The sequence below is a fragment of the Mesorhizobium sp. ISC15 genome, from assembly GCF_037162615.1.
In the GTDB taxonomy this organism is placed as follows: Bacteria; Pseudomonadota; Alphaproteobacteria; order Rhizobiales; family Rhizobiaceae; genus Mesorhizobium; species Mesorhizobium mediterraneum.
Window position 1 is genome coordinate 3,831,606 of the sequence record NZ_JAVSPX010000001.1, and the last position, 15,875, is coordinate 3,847,480.

A 15,875-nucleotide genomic window follows, 5' to 3' on the forward strand; every position below is an offset into this window, starting at 1 on the left:
TGCGGTCCGGCGGCTTCGCGTCGCCGGACCACGGTTCACCACAATCTCAGCCTACATGCCGAGCGAGGCTTTGTAGAGCTTGACCTGGTTTTCGCGGCCGATCTGGTCGGTCAGCTTCTCCCATGCGGCTGCGATGGCGTCGGCGCCTTCCTGCGCCTTCATCTTTCCGGCGAACGTGTTGGCCAGAATGTCCTCGGCGGCGCTGTAATATTGGAAGATGCCGGGGATGCGCGGTTCGATCGCGGCGTTCGGATGGTTGTAGCTGTCGGCTTCCGACTTGAGATACGAGGTGATGAACGCCTCGTCGTAACCGGCCGCCACCCATTCCGGAATGTCGAAATGCGAGTTGCGGTAGGGCTGGAAGCCGGACGGATATGCCGCGCACCAGAGCGACAGATCCTTGCCGCCGAGATGGGCCGCGGCAGACCAGGCCGCCTTCTTCTTCTTTTCGTCGCTATCGACGCGGGCCATGACATAGACACCCCAGCCGAGATAGGCGCAGTTCGGCGCATAGTTCGGGCCGCTGGCCAGCTTGTCCCACTGGCCGGTCTTGGAATTGTAGACGTCGTCCGAGCCCGGCAGGATCGAGAAGCCGGTGACATCGCCGACGACCGACGAGTCGTTGGTCTTGACGTTGGAGCCGACGTCGCCCCACCAGGTGACCATCGAACCGGTGCCGGCCAGGAACTGCTGGAAGGCGGTGGTGTTCGGGTCGGCGTTGATCTGGTCGGCGGGTTCCGACGGAAGCGCGTCGATCACGTCCTGGATCGCCCGCACCCAGGCCGGATTGTTGATGCGCGGCTTCATCGTGTCGGCGTCGAACAGCCAGGCCTTGTCGTCGGGATGCTTGGCATAGGCGCTGGCGCGGCTGCCAAGGAAGTAGAAGCCAAAACCGCCCCACGCCTTGGGCGCGTCGAGATAGCCAAAGACGTCCTGGCCCTGGAACTGCTTGCCCTTGAGGAATTTGGTCACGGCCTGCACCTGCTGCCAGGTCTTCGGCACGCCCCATTCACCTTCGCCGCCGCCATCTTTCCACGCCTTGGCGAGGTCGGCATCGGCGAACACGTCGGTGCGGTAGTTGAAGTTATGCGCGTCGCCGTCGACGGTCACGCGATACTGCTTGCCGTCCCAGGTGCCGACCGGCGGCTGCAAATAGGCCACGACGTCCTTCATGTCGATCTGGTCCTTGACCCAGTCCGGCATTTCGGAGGTCAGGCCCTTGCCGCAGACATCGCCTTCGAACGGCGCGCCCATTTCGATGATGTCGAAATCGACGGTGCCGGTGGCGATCGACTGCTGCAGGCGGGCGTTGTAGTCCGCCTGCGCCAGGTCGATCCAGTTGATTTTGGCGCCGGTATAGGTCTCCCACGGCTTCAGGAAGCCGCGAAACAGCACATTGTGCAGGTTCTGGTTGTTGAGCCCCATGAAGGTGAGCTCGACGCCGGCGAACTCGCCTTCCTTGACGTTGGACTTGGTCGCCTCCAGGCAAAGCTCGCCGACCTGCTGGAAGTCGGCATCTGTCGGCTGGCCCTTGCCGACACCGGGGATTTGCAGGATCTGCGCGCGCAGCTCGCTTGCTGCGGAGGCCGGTCGCGTCAGCGCGCCAAGCCCGGCGCCGGATGCCGCTGCGATCGCGGCCATGCTGGCCGCACCCTTGAGGACATCGCGGCGAGTGGCTCCCGCGCGCATAAATTGGTTGTAAAGGCTGACTTTCATTTTATTCCTCCCAGAATTTCAATGGTGATCGTTCAGATGTTTGGAGCGCTGGACGTGTTCCCCAACAACAGCGACTCATAGAAATAGCGGCCCAAGTTTCCTTCCGCGACGCTCCGATTTCCGTGGTCCGGACTAACGTGCCGGCGCGCCCGGAACAGGGTCATAACCCGAGCCCTTTCACTATTCTCACAACCAAGTGCCGTGTCAACGAGAATGGAGTTTTTTATCTATAAAAGACTGACTTGCCCTAGCCGTTTGCGTTGTTTAGCTTCACCGCAACGAAAGGGGGGCCCATGGCTCAAGTCGCGATCAGCAATGTGGCCAAGGCGTTCGGAACCGTCAAGGTCCTGCACGACGTCAGCGTCGACATCGCCGACGGGCAGTTCGTGGTGCTGGTCGGTCCTTCAGGGTGCGGCAAGTCCACGCTGCTCAGGATGGTGGCGGGGCTGGAAACCGTTTCAGGCGGCACGATCGCCATCGGCGACCGCGTCGTCAACCATCTGCCGCCGGCCAAGCGCGACATCGCCATGGTGTTCCAGAATTACGCGCTCTATCCGCACAAAACGGTCGAGCAGAACATGGCCTTTGCGCTGAAGCTGCGGAAGACCGACCCGGCGGTGGTCGCCGAGCGGGTCAAGCGCGCAGCCGATATTCTCGACCTCAATCCGTACCTCAAGCGCTATCCGCGCCAGCTCTCGGGCGGCCAGCGCCAGCGTGTCGCCATGGGCCGCGCCATCGTGCGCAACCCGCAGGTATTCCTGTTCGACGAGCCGCTGTCTAACCTCGACGCAAAGCTGCGCGTGCAGATGCGCACCGAGATCAAGGAACTGCACCAGCGGCTGAAGACCACCACCATCTATGTCACGCACGACCAGATCGAGGCCATGACCATGGCCGACAAGATCGTCGTGATGCGCGACGGCCGCATCGAGCAGGTCGGCGCGCCGCTGGAACTGTTCGACCGACCGGCCAATCTGTTCGTCGCCGGCTTCATCGGCTCGCCGTCGATGAACCTGCTCAAGGGCGTGGTGCGCAAAGGCGACAAGCCCGTCGTCGAGATTGCCGGGACGCCGTTCCCGATTGCCGCGAACAGTAAGGTGGAGGATGGTCGCAACGTCGTCTACGGCGTGCGGCCCGAGCATCTCGAAATCCAACCCGACGGCGTGCCGGCAAAGATTTCCGTGGTCGAGCCCACCGGTTCTGAAACGCTGGTCTTCCTGCGTTTCGGTGAAGGCGAGATGGTGGCGCTGTTCCGTGAGCGCCACGACTTCAAGCCGGGCGACACGCTGCACCTGAAACCACGGCTCGACCAGGTCCATCTCTTCGACTCAGAGACCGGCCGTCGTCTCTAACTTCACATCAAAAAAAGCCCGTTCGGGAGGAATGCCATGCTCAAAGGGATCAATCCGCTGCTCAATGCCGACGTGCTCCAGGCGCTGCGGGCGATGGGCCATGGCGACGATTTGATCATCGCCGACACCAACTTCCCCTCCGATTCGGTGGCGTGCCAGACCGTGCTTGGCCGATTGCTGCGCATCGACGCGCCGGCGGCGGACGTGGTCAAGGCGGTGCTGTCGCTCTATCCGTTGGACAATTTCGTCGACGATGCGGCCGCCCGCATGGAGATCGTCGGCAAGCCGGACGAAATCCCCACCGTGCAACAGGAAGTGCAAAGGGAGATCGACGCTGCCGAGGGCAAGCCATGGCCGATGATCTCGGTCGAGCGTTACGCCTTCTACGAACGCGCCAAGAAGGCCTATTGCGTCATCCAGACCGGCGAGCGCCGCTTCTATGGCTGTTTTGCGTTCCGCAAGGGCGTTGTTCCGCCGAACGCGGAGTAGGGAGATGCCAGGCAAGCCTGTCGTCATATTGGGCGTCTTCGTCGCCGACACTGCCTACCGCGCCAGCCGCCAGCCGCGCATGGGCGAGACGATCCTTGGCACATCCTTCACGCTTGGCCCGGGCGGCAAGGGGTCGAACCAGGCGGTTGCGGCCGGCCGTCTTGGCGCCGACGTCACCTTCTTGACGCGCCTCGGTGTCGATCCCTTTGCCGATATGGCCAGGCAGACCTGGGCGCAGGCCGGCGTGAGGAGCGCCGTCATCGACACGCCGCAGAGTTATACGGGTGCGGCCTATATCTTCGTCGAGGAGGCGACCGGCAACAACGCCATCATCGTCAGCCCCGGTGCCGCCATGCTGATTTCGCCCGACGACATCGCGGCTAACGCCGGCCTGATCCGCTCGGCCGGCGTCTTCGTCACCCAGCTCGAGCAGCCGATCGAGGCGGCGCTGCGGGCGCTGGAGATCGCGCGCGGGGCAGGGGTGACGACCATCCTCAACCCGGCGCCGGCGGCGAGCCTGCCTGAGCGCATCTATACGCTCTGCGATTATGTCACACCCAACGAGACCGAAGCCGAGGAATTGACCGGCATCAAGGTTTCCTCCCTCGACGATGCCCGCCGCGCCGCCGAAAGCCTGCTCGGCAAGGGCGTCGGTGCGGTGATCATCACGCTTGGCGAAAAAGGCGCGCTGCTGCACACGGCCAGCCGTTCCGACCATGTTCCCGTGGTCAACGCCGGCCCTGTGGTCGAGACCACCGGCGCGGGCGATGCCTTCAACGGCGGCCTGGCCGCAGCACTTGCGAGAGGGGTGGAGCCGCTTCAAGCAGTCCGCTTCGCTTGCGCCGTCGCGGGAATTTCAGTCACCCGGCCCGGCACCGCACCGTCGATGCCGACGTTGCAGGAGGTCGAGGCGTTGCTGGCTAAGGGTTGAGGCCGCGCAGCCTCACCGGCGCTCTCAACTTTGTTCCGTTCCGACCACGGGTGACATATTAGCCACAGTTAATGTGAATCAGCAAACCTGTCTTGTGCCATTGGCATAGTTGTCCCGTAATGGGTCACTGGGTCTGGCGCCGCAATTGCATGGACAACAATACCGGGGCCAACCTTGCCCCGGCAGTCCGGGGGGTAGTCTGGGGGACCCTGCCGCTTCGCAAATGGAGCGGCAGGCTCTTTCACGGCTGAGTTTGAAAGCCGCCTAAATTGCTGCTGGGTCTGCGGCAGCTAGTTAGCCGCGAACGCCCGACAATTCCCGGACCTCTGCCCGCAGCGCCTGGATCTCCGCGAGGATGGTGGCCTGATCGCTATGCAGCGTTGCCCTGTCGGCCGATTCTACCGCCTCGTGCTCGGCCTCCATCGCCGAAACGATCACGCCGATGAACAGATTGAGCACGGTGAACGAGGTCGCGATGATGAACGGGATGAAGAACAGCCAGGCGGTCGGATAGACCTCCATGACCGGGCGTACCACGCCGTCCGACCAGCCTTCGAGAGTCATGACCTGGAAAAGCGTGAAGAGCGACTCCGGTATGCCGCCGAACAACTCGGGAAAGGACGAGCCGTAGAGCTTCGTCGCCATCACCGCAAAGACGTAGAACACCAGTCCGAGCAACAGCATGATCGAGCCCATGCCGGGCAGGGCGGTGATGAAGCCGGTGACCACACGGCGCAGCGACGGAACGATGCTGATCAGGCGCAGGACCCGCAGGATGCGCAGCGCTCTCAGCACGGAGAGCGAACCGGTCGCGGGGATAAGCGCGAAACCGACGACGAGGAGGTCGAAGATGCGCCACGGATCGCGGAAGAAATGCGTCCTGTAGACGATCACCCGGATTGCGAGTTCAAGCACGAAGACGCCGAGGATCGCGAGGTCGATGGCCGTCAGGAGAGGGCCAAAAGCAGCAATCGCGTCGGGCGAGGTCTCGAGGCCGAGCGTGACGGCGTTGATCAGGATCAGGACCATGATCGCGAGGTCGAAGCGGCGCGATTCGATGAGCGATTTCAGGGCGTCCAAGGCTTCTTCTCCGTTAAAGCATCGACCCAAAGTGGGAACCGGGCCCAAAAGTGGGAACCGGATTTGGGAAAATCCAATGCTCAAACGCATATGGCCGGCTTGTGACGCAACGAATACAAAAAGTTGAAACTCTCAGGAAACTGAAAGCTGAAACTTTTTGTACGAAAGGACTTGAGCCATTCAAAAAAGAATGGCGCGAGTGACGGGGCTCGAACCCGCGACCTCCGGCGTGACAGGCCGGCACTCTAACCAACTGAGCTACACCCGCGTAAGACGAGCACGTGTCAGCCGTGTTCGTCGTTGGGGCGGTGGATAAGGGGTAAGCCGCCGGGTGTCAAGCGGAGCAGGACAGCATAACAGCAAACAGGAGAAGGTTTTTTGACAGGCAGGATTTTCTTGCCGAATCCGATCAGCGGCAAGGGCATTGTGCGCTCATTTGGCCTTGCGAAGCTTGCCCTAACTGCTTAAAGGTCCGGCCCGGAGCGGGCGATTAGCTCAGTTGGTAGAGCGCTTCGTTTACACCGAAGATGTCGGCGGTTCGAGCCCGTCATCGCCCACCATAAAATCAATAACTTCCGCCCAGAAGTCACCTCCGGGTTCATTGAACTCGGAGGCAAATCCAAAACGGCACCCGCTCTCCCTCAAATGCCGGGACTAAACACCTAGCAGCCTCTGTTATCTATGCGGCCGTCCGGCATTGTTGTGTTGCAAAGTTTCGCGTCCACAAGCAGCGCCGCATCTAAGTTTAGCACCAAATGCAAGTTTGCTCCCTCCAGGTTTGCGCCCGCCAGCTGAGCTTGCGCAAGGCGCGCGCCCCTTAGGCTTGCGCCAATCAAGACCGCTCCTGACAGGCTCGCATTTGACAGGTTTGCGCCAGAAAGGCTCGCCTTCGATAGGTTCGCATTCGACAGATTCGCGCCAGACAAGTTCGCGTAATTTAGGCTGGCGCCAGATAGTTCCGCGCCGGAGAGATTCGCACCGCTAAGGTCCGCACCATTCATGTTTGCTTCTTTGAGGTCGGCGCCCGTCAGGTTCGCATTGGTCAGGATCGCGCCCGGCAGATAGCTCCCCGTTATGCTGGCGCCCGATAGGTCGCAGTCTGCGCATGTGGGCTTGGACCTGAGACGCTCGACCGCATCCAAATCGAACGCAGTTGAGTAAGAAGTGCCCAGGCCAACGGCCAGCACAGTGGAAACTATCAGTTGTTTTACTCGCCATCCCAACATGTTTGCGGCTCTATTTGGAAAAATGCGACCCGCGGTTGCAATGCCGTAGATCGCCCAGCGTCTTGGTGTCGTTCCTAATGGCACGCCATCTGTCAACGATGCCTAGAAGCCATGCGGCGCGCCCAGTCGGTCAAGGCGATAGAACACAGGCCATGCGGCCGAATGGTATCACGGGGACCGGCTACCAAACACGATCTCAGGGTTGTTGCGGGCTAAACGGGAACAGATCAGGGCCGGATGGCGTCAGGCAGCACTGGGAACCCAAATGACTCTTCCAGGTTCCAGTTGAGCCGGCGGAAATACCCCTCCTTTCCCTGCGGACATCTCCGCCGGTCAATTCGAATATCAACGCGTCCAAGATTTCACCAGAGCGGATCGACTGCGCCGCCCTTGCTCGAACAAAAGTTGCGTTTAGCATTGAAATATACTTCTCTGTATGACGAAACAATAAAATATAAAAAAGTACCTTTGTTTTTAATTGTTGTTAACCATGTGATACCCGAGATTATCCGGTTAACGCTTGAGGAAATTATTGAGGTTACGTCTCGCGCCTTACTGATATATGAGTTGTAGCAATGTGCGGATTCGGGGGCTATTTCGGTTCGATCCGGGATGCGGAAGCTTTGCTTGCGCGCATGACAGCTGCGATCGCCCATCGCGGGCCGGATGAGCAAGGGAAATTTGTAGCACCCGACGCTGGACTCGGGCATGCGCGGCTGTCCGTGATCGGGATCGGTGATGGCCAGCAACCGATGTCCGACGTGTCAGGCAATTTGACGATTGCGTTCAACGGCGAGATTTTCAACTACGTGGAATTGCGCGAAGGGCTGATAGCCAAGGGCCGACGCTTCCGCACGTCGAGCGACACAGAGGTCATCCTGCAGCTGTATGACGAGATGGGCGAGGACTGCCTGCCTCTCCTGAACGGTGATTTCGCCTTCGCGATATGGGATAACAGGCATCGGCGCATGGTGCTTGCACGAGACCGAATGGGTGTTCGGCCGCTGTTCTACACGAGCAAGGACGGAGTGCTTTACTTCGCCTCGGAGATCAAAGCCCTGCTGAAGGTCCCCGGCGTCTCGGCCGAAATCGATCCGCTTGCACTCGATCAGATATTTACGCTTTGGGCGCCGATTGCTCCGCGCACGGCTTTCCACAATATCCACGAGCTGGAGCCGGCAAGCGTGATGATCGCGACACAGGGTCAAGTCACGGTCAAACGCTATTGGCACCTGGACTATCCGCATCGGGACCAGCCGTCGAAAGTCACGAACGAGGACGACGCGGCCGAGGAACTGCAGGCCCTTTTGACCGATGCGGTGAGACTTCGCATGCGGGCCGACGTGCCGGTCGGCTCCTATCTTTCGGGCGGGCTCGATTCATCCCTTGTTTCGGCACTTGCCGCCGGCATGACTCCTCGGAGGCTGCAGACATTTTCCGTAACGTTCGACAGCACCGAGCACGACGAAAGCGCCTTCCAGACCGAGATGGCTTCTGCACTTGGCACCCATCATCGAGCCATCGCCTGCCGTCCCGGCGATATCGCTCGTGTCTTTCCGGAAGTCATCCGCTTTGCCGAGCGGCCGATCATCCGCACGGCCCCGGCGCCTCTCTACCAGCTGTCCAGCCTGGTCCGCCAGGCTGGCCTGAAGGTCGTGCTGACCGGCGAGGGCGCCGACGAGGTCTTCGCAGGCTACGATGTCTTTAAGGAAGCGCGTGTTCGCCGATTCTGCGGACGTCAGCCGGCATCGCGCATAAGGCCACAGCTGTTCCGCAGGCTTTATCCCTATCTGCCGGGTCTGCAACAGCAATCTGTGGAGTACCTGTCCGCATTCTTTGGCACCAGCAACACTGCCCTCAACGATCCGCTATTCTCGCATCGGCCGCGCTTCAAGACCACGGCTGCGGCGAAGATCTTCTTTTCCGGTGACCTGCGTGCGGCCTTGAAGGGCTATGACGCGGCCGAGGACCTAGTCAGCCGGTTGCCGCAAGCATTTTCGCTGTGGCATCCACTGCATCAGGCACAATATCTCGAAACCCGCTTCCTTCTGCCGGGTTATATCCTCTCCAGCCAAGGCGATCGCATGGCCATGGCGCATGGTATCGAAGGACGTTTCCCTTTCCTCGATCCTCGTTTGGTGGAATTCGCGGCAAGACTACCGCCGGAGATGAAGCTGAAGGGATTGTTGGAAAAGCACATACTGCGCAAGGCAGCCAAGCAGCTGCTTCCGACGGCGATCCGGGAGCGCACCAAACAACCTTACCGAGCCCCGGACGCAAGCTCCTTTGTTGGAGCCGGAGAACTGGATTATGTACGCGACTGCTTGAGCGAAGCGAGCATCGCTGCCGGCGGACTGTTCAACTTCAAGGCGGTGGCGAGCCTCCATGAGAAATGCCGCACTCAGCCAGTATCCGGGTTTCGCGACAACGCGGCCTTTGTCGGCATTTTGTCGACGCAGCTGTGGCAGAAGAATTTCACCGGCCAAGAGGTCGGCGCAGCACGAGCAGCTTGAGAGGGAAGGAAGTAAAATGGTTACAATCAAGGACAAGGTCAGAACGTTTATCGTCGACAACTTCTTGTTCGGCGACAAATCATTCCAGCTTGCAGATACGGACTCGCTGATCGAGAACGACATCATCGACTCGACCGCCGTGCTGGAATTGGTGGCATTCATCGAAGACGATTTCGGCATAGCGATGGTCGATTCCGACGTTGTGCCGGCCAATCTGGATTCGATTGAACGCCTCTCGTCCTTCATCAAGGCGAGAGCAGAAGCGCTGGCAGCGTAGGTGCAGTCAGCGAGGAGCGTCCATGCGGATCGAACATCTCCTGGCCGCCAAGGCCGCTGCCCATCCCGCCAAAACGGCATTGATCACCAAGGACAAAAGGCTGCGCTACGAAGAACTGGACGATCTTTCGAGCCGCCTGGCCGCCGCCCTTTTCGCGAACGGCGTCAGGCGCAACGACCGGGTCCTGATCTTCATGGACAATTGCTGGGAGGCCGCGGTTTCGATTTTCGCGGTCCTCAAGGCAGGGGCGACGTTCAGTCCGATCAACGCATCCACCAAGGCCGAAAAGCTTGCCTACATCATCGCTGATTGCGACCCTGCGGCGATCCTCACGCAAGCAAAACTGATGCCCGTTGTCGCGGAGGCGTGCGGATCGAGCGGCAAGACCGGCATCTTCGTGGCTTCCACCGCTGGTGCCGATAACCAATACCCGGCAGGTGCGACATCCCTGGCCGACTGCCTCACGCTCGAAGCCAGTGAGATCGACCACGGCGGCATCGACGTCGATCTGGCCATGCTCATCTACACCTCGGGCTCAACGGGCCGGCCCAAGGGCGTGATGATGTCGCACCGCAATAGCGACGCGGCCGCGGACTCCATCACCAACTATCTGCGCAACGCGCCAGACGACATCATTTTGAATGTTCTTCCGCTCGCCTTCGATTATGGCCTCTATCAGTTGCTGATGGCTGTCAGGCTCGGCGCCACGCTCGTGCTCGAAAAGTCCTTCGCTTTTCCTCAAGCGGTCTTTGAACGTATCCGCGAGGAGGGCGTCACCGGTCTTCCGCTCGTGCCCACGATGGCAGCGATGATCCTGCAGATGCGTGACCTGACGCCGGGTTTCCTGCCCAGCCTTCGCTATATTTCGAATACGGCGGCGGCGTTGCCGCAGGCGCACATAGAACGTCTGCGCTTCCTTTTTCCCGGTGTCAGGCTGTATTCGATGTATGGCCTGACGGAGTGCAAGCGCTGCACCTATCTGCCGCCCGAGGAGCTCGATCGCCGGCCGGGATCGGTCGGAATAGCCATTCCGAACACCGAAGCCTTCGTCGTCGACGAGGACGGGCAGCGAGTGCCATCGGGCGTTGCGGGTGAGTTGGTCATTCGCGGGCCGCATGTCATGCAGGGTTACTGGCGCAACGAAGCTGCAACCGAACGGACCCTGCGGCCTGGCCCGAACCCCTGGGAGAAGGTTCTCTACACCGGCGATCTGTTCAGGACCGATGAGGACGGCTTTCTCTATTTCGTCGGGCGCAAGGACGACATCATAAAGACGCGGGGAGAGAAGGTGGCCCCGAAGGAAGTGGAGGCCGTGCTTCACGCTCATCCGGGCATCGCGGAGGCCGTTGTCGTCGGTGTGGCGGATCCGGTGCTCGGGCATGCGATCGGCGCACTTGTCATCCGCTCGGACCCGACGCTCAGCGAAAAGGATGTCATGCGCCACTGCGCACGTCATCTCGAGGATTTCATGGTTCCCAAGCTCGTAGAATTCCGCGCGGAATTGCCAAAGACGGATACGGGCAAGGTCAGCCGCCGGCTTGCTGCAGAGATGATGGAGGCCGCGCAATGAGTGTTCGCCCCAGCGAGGACGCGCAGGCCATTCTGGCGCAGGCTCTGGCTATCGACCCCGGCGCCGAAACGGACAGGATCGTGACCGCTTTGCGCCAGCAGTTGCGCGGTATTCGCAAGCGGGGCCTCACGCTCGGTCTTTCGGGCGGGATCGATTCAAGCGTTTCGGTGGCGTTGGCAGCGCGCGCCGTCGGGCCTCAGAATGTATTGTGCCTGTTCATGCCGGAAAACGATTCCGATCCGGAAAGTCTGCGGCTCGGCCGCCTTGTCGCCGACACGTTCGGTGTCGAGGCTATTGTGGAGGATATCGGACCGACCCTGCGCGCCATGGGCTGCTACCAGCGTCGCGACGCCTTCATCCGCGAATTGGTCCCGGAATACGGCGAAGGCTGGGCCTCGAAGATCGTGATCGCGAACGCGCTCGAGAGCGAGGGCTACAATATTTCCTCGCTGGTGGTGCAGGACCCCAAAGGCAAGCAGACGAAAATAAGAATGCCGCTGCCGGTCTATCTCGGGATCGTCGCTGCCACCAACATGAAACAGCGCACCCGCAAGCAGATCGAATACTATCATGCCGATCGGCTGAACTTCGCCGTTCTTGGAACGCCGAACAGGCTGGAATACGATCAGGGATTCTTCGTCAAGAACGGTGACGGCGCGGCCGACGTCAAGCCGATCGCACATCTCTATAAAACGCAGGTCTATGCGCTGGCGGCCTATCTCGGCGTTCCCGACGAAATCCGCAACCGGCCGCCTACCACCGATACCTACTCGCTGGCGCAGACGCAGGAGGAGTTCTACTTCTCGCTTCCCTATGACCGCATGGATATTTGCCTTTGCGGCCTCAACAAAGGCGTGGCGGCCGAAGTGGTGGGGCAGGCGGCGGGACTAGACGCCTCACAAGTGGAACGCGTCTGGGCAGACATCACCGCCAAGCGAAAAGCCACGCGCTATCTGCACCTGCGCCCGCAACTCGTTGATGAGGTGGAGGAAGTCGGTACCTGACCTGCCTCTCCAACCCGGCCACGGCGAGCGCTTCAGGTGAAGCGGCCGCCGATCAACTGGCTCCACTGCTCGCCCGCAAGCCCGTTCAGGAAAGCTTGTGAGTTCTTCATGGCATCCAAAAGCTCGGGATCGCGTGAATGCACCACGGTCGAGGCAACGGTCAGGAAAGCTATGCGTCGCCCAAGCATTGCTTCCAGAAGTGCAGGTTGAATGCGTCCGCGCAGGCCGCTGATGCCGCGCGCGGTGGCATGATCGATCAGGCAGTCGATGACGGGACCCGCCTGGCCGGGGAGGGCGAGGATCTGCAGCACGCGACCGATTTCACCCGTCCGTGCGTGATAGGCGAATGCGCCGACATTGGTGCCGACTGGCGATGTCACGGAAACGTAGACAAGCTCGCCCAGATCCGTCTTTTGTGCCGCATCGGTCAGGATATGATCGAGTAGGCCTTCCGCCCAAGCCGGGCGCAGGGCGAACTGGGCGGTCAACGGTTCGATCAGCTTGGCAAATGTGTGACTGTCGATTTCGGACATCCGAAAGGCTCCGTGGCCTGCCCCGTCCGCCGCCACACCGGACCAGCGTCGTTCGCTCGACTTCATTCGTCTGCAATAAAATCGGTCGAGGGCGTGGGCAAACGGACTGAGCATTCGGACAAGCTTCATGCGACTGGCGGAAAGGCCGAGCACAAAGGTCGACGGCCGCATTACGCGTACCCAGTCAAGGCTGTATTGCGGCAGGACCACGCCGCGCAGCCGGGTCCACAACTTCGTGGAGATATCATTGGCCGTCTCGCTGAAGGAGATGTCCTGCGGACCATCCAAATAAGCTTTCAACAAGCGAGCGCCGGCCATCGGGTCGCGCTCATGATCCTCGACCATGAGCGAGCTGCAAATGGCGGCTCGTAATTGTCGGCCGTTGAACTGCATCGGCAATACGTGAACGCCGACAAACCCAGAGACGCGGCCGGCGTCGTTGACATGGACAAGCGACCGCAGATCGCCTCCGCAACCCGGCGCCTCCAGATAAAACCGTCTCATATATTCGATGAGCGCGGCCGGCGCTTCGGTCCGTTCTTTGCGCAGCACGCGTTGAAACATGCCCGCGACTGCAGGAAGATCGGCACCCTCAAAGGCGCGAATTACGCTCAAGCGCGGCTCCCGCCATCGGAGTCCCGTCCACCGCGTTTCCGGACCAAAGGAGAGCTGTGGTGTTGCGGCAAGGGCAGTCTCTTTGCTTGAACGGATGAAACCAGCGTTGCTGTACCAACTTCGGGTAAACCGATGTTAAAGTTTTGGTAGCGAACCTCGTGCATTGGCGCGGCCTTGCTTCGTCGGCGCCGCGGAACGTCTGGCGAGGCCCCAGCCCTGAACCCGACAGCCTTGTAGAAGTTCAGCGCGTCAATATTCCGCCGCATGACTTCAAGGCAAAGCCCGGTTGAGCCGCAGGCGGCAAGGCGCTGATCGAGAAAGACCATCGCTCGCCTGCCGATGACTTTTCCGCGCGCCTGCGGCAACAGGTCGATATGGCCTTGCGAGGGATAGGCGGCCAGCGCTTGCGGTACGGCGAAATTGGGATGATGGATTTGTGCCGCAGCCAATCGCTGCCGCGCCAGCGGGAGCTGTCGGGTCCAGGGGTCGGCCACGCGCGCTTAAAGGTTGGGATACCACTTTTGCGGCCATGCTGGCATTGAAGGAATTTGTGTCGGCTGCGCCAAGGAGGTAGCCGCAGGCACCTGCGGGGCCATCGACGATGAACGCCAGATCGGGTTCGAGGACCTGGTAGGGAATGGTGTAGACAGGCCGAGTAGATCCGGGTCGTCGTCGCGGCCGGCCGCGTCCTTGCCTTGAGGCAAATCATGGCAAGTGCCGGATGATCGGCTGTTGTTGCCGGCCGCAGGAAAAACCGTCACCGAAATCGAGGATCACGGCGGAAGGAGCCGAAAATCCTTGCCCTCGGGCAGCAATTGCCCCCCATCCACGATGATGGTCGTGCCGGTGATGTAGCTGGCATCGTCCGAGGCCAGGAACAGGAAGGCGTTGGCCACGTCGCGCGGGCTGCCGAGCCGGCCGAGTGGAATGGAATCCTGCATGTTCTTGATATAGGCCGCGCCGCGATGCATCTGGATTGCTTCGGTGAGGATGTTGCCGGGCTCAACGCCGTTGACAGTGACGCCGTAGCCGGAGAATTCCAGCGCCGCCGAACGGATGAAGCCGTTGATGCCGGCCTTGCTGGCGGCGTAGTGGCCGTGACCGGGGCTGGTGACGTGCGGGCCGGTAATCGATGAGGTGTAGAGCATGCGCCCGAAGCGCTGCGCCTTCATCGGCGCCAGCGCGGCAAGAGTGGCATTGAAGGTGCCGCGCAGATTGACGGCCATGACCCGGTCCCAGTCGTCCGGACTGGTGTTCTCGATGAGCTGCCAGGGGTAGATTCCGGCATTCTGGACCAGGATGTCGAGACGGCCGTGACGGTCGAGGGCCAGCGCCACGGCGGCCTCTGCATCGGCTATCTGCGAGATGTCGGTACAAATGAAGGCGGCGCCGAGCTCGTCCGCGGTCGCTTGCCCGGCCTCAACCTCGGTATCGGCCAGGACCAGCTTTGCGCCCTCTTCGGCAAAGCGTTGTGCGATGCCCTTGCCGATGCCGCGCGCACTGCCGACGATCAGCGCGACCCTGTTTTCGAGACGGCCAGTCATGCCAGCCTCTGGCGAATGGTTTGCTTGAATGCGTCGAGCAGCACGGCGGCGAGCACGAGCATGCCGTGGATCACTTGGGTGAAGTTGGCCGGCAGGCCCATGAGGTTGATCGCCGTGTTGATGGCCGACAGCAAAAGCACACCGGCATAGACGCCGGGCAGGGTGCCGACGCCACCCTTCAGACTGACACCGCCGATGACGACGGCGGCGAAGGCGTTGAACAGCAGGCCGACGCCCAGATTGGCGGTGGCGCCGGAGGTGCGGATCGCCAGCAGCCAGCCGGCAAGGCCGGCTATGGCGCCAGCGAGAACAAAGGCAACAACGAGGTTGCGGTTCACACGGATGCCGGCGCGGAAGGTTGCGGTCTCGTTGCCGCCGATCATGACGAGATGTCTGCCGAAGGGTGTCTTGGCCATGATCAGCGAGAAGACTACGAAACACGAAATGGCGATCCAGGCGGTGAGCGGCAGGCCAAGGAGCCGCTGAATGCCGAACCAGCGGATCGCCGGCGCAAGATCCTGTGCGGAGCGGCCGCCGGAAATGACCAGCACAAGGCCGCGCACCCAGATGTAGGACGCGAGCGTGATGATGAAAGCACTCATCTTCACCTTCACGACCAAGTAGCCGTTGATGACGCCGATGATGCCGCCGACAACCAGGGCAAGCAGCAGCGAAACTGGAACCATTAGCCATTCCGGGTGCAATTGAACGCCAAGGCCGATACCGGCCGAGCAGAACAGGATGCCGACCGCCATGGCGCCGAGCGCCGCCACGGATTCGACCGACAGGTCCATGTGTCCGGTGATGATGACCAGCGCCAGGCCGATCGACATGACACCAAGCACGCTCGACGCCTCTATGATGTTGGCGAAGATGCCGAGCTGGAAATAGTTCGGAATGAAAATGGAGAAGACCACCAGCACGAAGACCAGCATGAACCAGACGAGGTTGTCGAGGGCGAACTCGAGGGCGTGGCGCGTGCGGGGATTCATGTGCTGATCCGGCTAGCGCATGACCCCGAAAAC

General features: G+C 61.0%; 15 protein-coding genes and 2 tRNA genes. 8 read left to right on the forward strand and 9 right to left on the reverse strand.

Annotated features, from left to right (window positions below; translation table 11 throughout):
• Positions 1-51 precede the first annotated feature (51 nt).
• Entirely contained in the window at positions 52-1,716 is a 1,665-nt protein-coding gene (locus RPG13_RS18390; RefSeq protein ID WP_095489663.1) for an ABC transporter substrate-binding protein, read from the reverse strand.
• A 293-nt stretch (positions 1,717-2,009) separates the two neighbouring features.
• Between RPG13_RS18390 and RPG13_RS18395 the strand changes: the two genes are divergently transcribed.
• Genes RPG13_RS18395 through rbsK form a run of 3 tightly spaced genes read left to right on the forward strand, consistent with a single transcriptional unit; the run spans position 2,010 to position 4,488 of the window.
• Complete coding sequence (locus RPG13_RS18395; protein WP_127290746.1) at positions 2,010-3,068, forward strand: ABC transporter ATP-binding protein; 1,059 nt, start codon at positions 2,010-2,012, stop codon at positions 3,066-3,068.
• Between the two features lie 36 nt (positions 3,069-3,104).
• Entirely contained in the window at positions 3,105-3,557 is a 453-nt protein-coding gene (locus RPG13_RS18400) for an RbsD/FucU family protein (RefSeq protein ID WP_337125703.1), read from the forward strand.
• A gap of 4 nt (positions 3,558-3,561) precedes the next feature.
• On the forward strand, positions 3,562-4,488 hold the full coding sequence (rbsK, locus tag RPG13_RS18405; protein WP_126106855.1) for a ribokinase: 927 nt from the start codon (positions 3,562-3,564) through the stop codon (positions 4,486-4,488).
• Between the two features lie 294 nt (positions 4,489-4,782).
• Here the strand turns inward: rbsK and RPG13_RS18410 are convergent, their stop codons facing one another.
• Together RPG13_RS18410 and RPG13_RS18415 are read right to left on the reverse strand one after the other, a co-directional pair.
• A complete protein-coding gene (locus RPG13_RS18410; RefSeq protein ID WP_337125704.1) occupies positions 4,783-5,568 on the reverse strand; it encodes an ion transporter in 786 nt (261 codons plus the stop codon).
• 191 nt (positions 5,569-5,759) lie between these two features.
• Positions 5,760-5,836 (reverse strand) — tRNA-Asp (locus tag RPG13_RS18415).
• Between the two features lie 216 nt (positions 5,837-6,052).
• On the opposite strand from RPG13_RS18415, the gene RPG13_RS18420 reads away from it, so the two are divergent.
• A tRNA-Val gene (locus tag RPG13_RS18420) sits at positions 6,053-6,128 on the forward strand.
• A 102-nt stretch (positions 6,129-6,230) separates the two neighbouring features.
• Here the strand turns inward: RPG13_RS18420 and RPG13_RS18425 are convergent.
• On the reverse strand, positions 6,231-6,794 hold the full coding sequence (locus RPG13_RS18425) for a pentapeptide repeat-containing protein (RefSeq protein ID WP_095489624.1): 564 nt from the start codon (positions 6,792-6,794) through the stop codon (positions 6,231-6,233).
• A 362-nt stretch (positions 6,795-7,156) separates the two neighbouring features.
• A complete protein-coding gene (locus tag RPG13_RS18430; RefSeq protein WP_337127100.1) occupies positions 7,157-7,543 on the reverse strand; it encodes a hypothetical protein in 387 nt (128 codons plus the stop codon).
• Here RPG13_RS18430 and asnB point away from each other — a divergent pair.
• From asnB to nadE, 4 genes are read left to right on the forward strand one after another with little or no spacing between them, the layout of a single operon-like run.
• Positions 7,430-9,307, forward strand: coding sequence for an asparagine synthase (glutamine-hydrolyzing) (gene asnB / locus RPG13_RS18435; protein WP_245467807.1), 1,878 nt, complete (start codon positions 7,430-7,432; stop codon positions 9,305-9,307). The genes RPG13_RS18430 and asnB overlap by 114 nt on opposite strands.
• A 16-nt stretch (positions 9,308-9,323) precedes the next feature.
• A complete protein-coding gene (locus RPG13_RS18440) occupies positions 9,324-9,584 on the forward strand; it encodes an acyl carrier protein (protein WP_095489621.1) in 261 nt (86 codons plus the stop codon).
• A gap of 22 nt (positions 9,585-9,606) precedes the next feature.
• Complete coding sequence (locus RPG13_RS18445) at positions 9,607-11,154, forward strand: class I adenylate-forming enzyme family protein (RefSeq protein ID WP_337125705.1); 1,548 nt, start codon at positions 9,607-9,609, stop codon at positions 11,152-11,154.
• Positions 11,151-12,158 (forward strand): NAD(+) synthase, encoded by a 1,008-nt coding sequence (gene nadE / locus RPG13_RS18450; RefSeq protein WP_127290927.1) that lies wholly within the window; start codon positions 11,151-11,153, stop codon positions 12,156-12,158. The genes RPG13_RS18445 and nadE overlap by 4 nt, the downstream gene beginning before the upstream one ends.
• A gap of 32 nt (positions 12,159-12,190) precedes the next feature.
• Here nadE and RPG13_RS18455 read toward each other — a convergent pair whose 3' ends face one another.
• The 4 genes from RPG13_RS18455 to RPG13_RS18470 form a co-directional block, all read right to left on the reverse strand.
• Positions 12,191-13,306, reverse strand: coding sequence for a hypothetical protein (locus RPG13_RS18455; RefSeq protein WP_126106849.1), 1,116 nt, complete (start codon positions 13,304-13,306; stop codon positions 12,191-12,193).
• Positions 13,303-13,755 (reverse strand): GNAT family N-acetyltransferase, encoded by a 453-nt coding sequence (locus RPG13_RS18460; RefSeq protein WP_337125706.1) that lies wholly within the window; start codon positions 13,753-13,755, stop codon positions 13,303-13,305. Before RPG13_RS18460 ends, RPG13_RS18455 begins: the two co-directional genes overlap by 4 nt.
• Positions 13,756-14,079: 324 nt before the next feature.
• The gene (locus RPG13_RS18465) at positions 14,080-14,850 is read right to left on the reverse strand and encodes an SDR family oxidoreductase (RefSeq protein ID WP_292502613.1); all 771 of its coding nucleotides are present in this window, start codon (positions 14,848-14,850) and stop codon (positions 14,080-14,082) included.
• Positions 14,847-15,842, reverse strand: a complete 996-nt coding sequence (locus tag RPG13_RS18470; RefSeq protein WP_292713138.1) for an ABC transporter permease — start codon at positions 15,840-15,842, stop codon at positions 14,847-14,849. Before RPG13_RS18470 ends, RPG13_RS18465 begins: the two co-directional genes overlap by 4 nt.
• Positions 15,843-15,875: the final 33 nt, after the last annotated feature.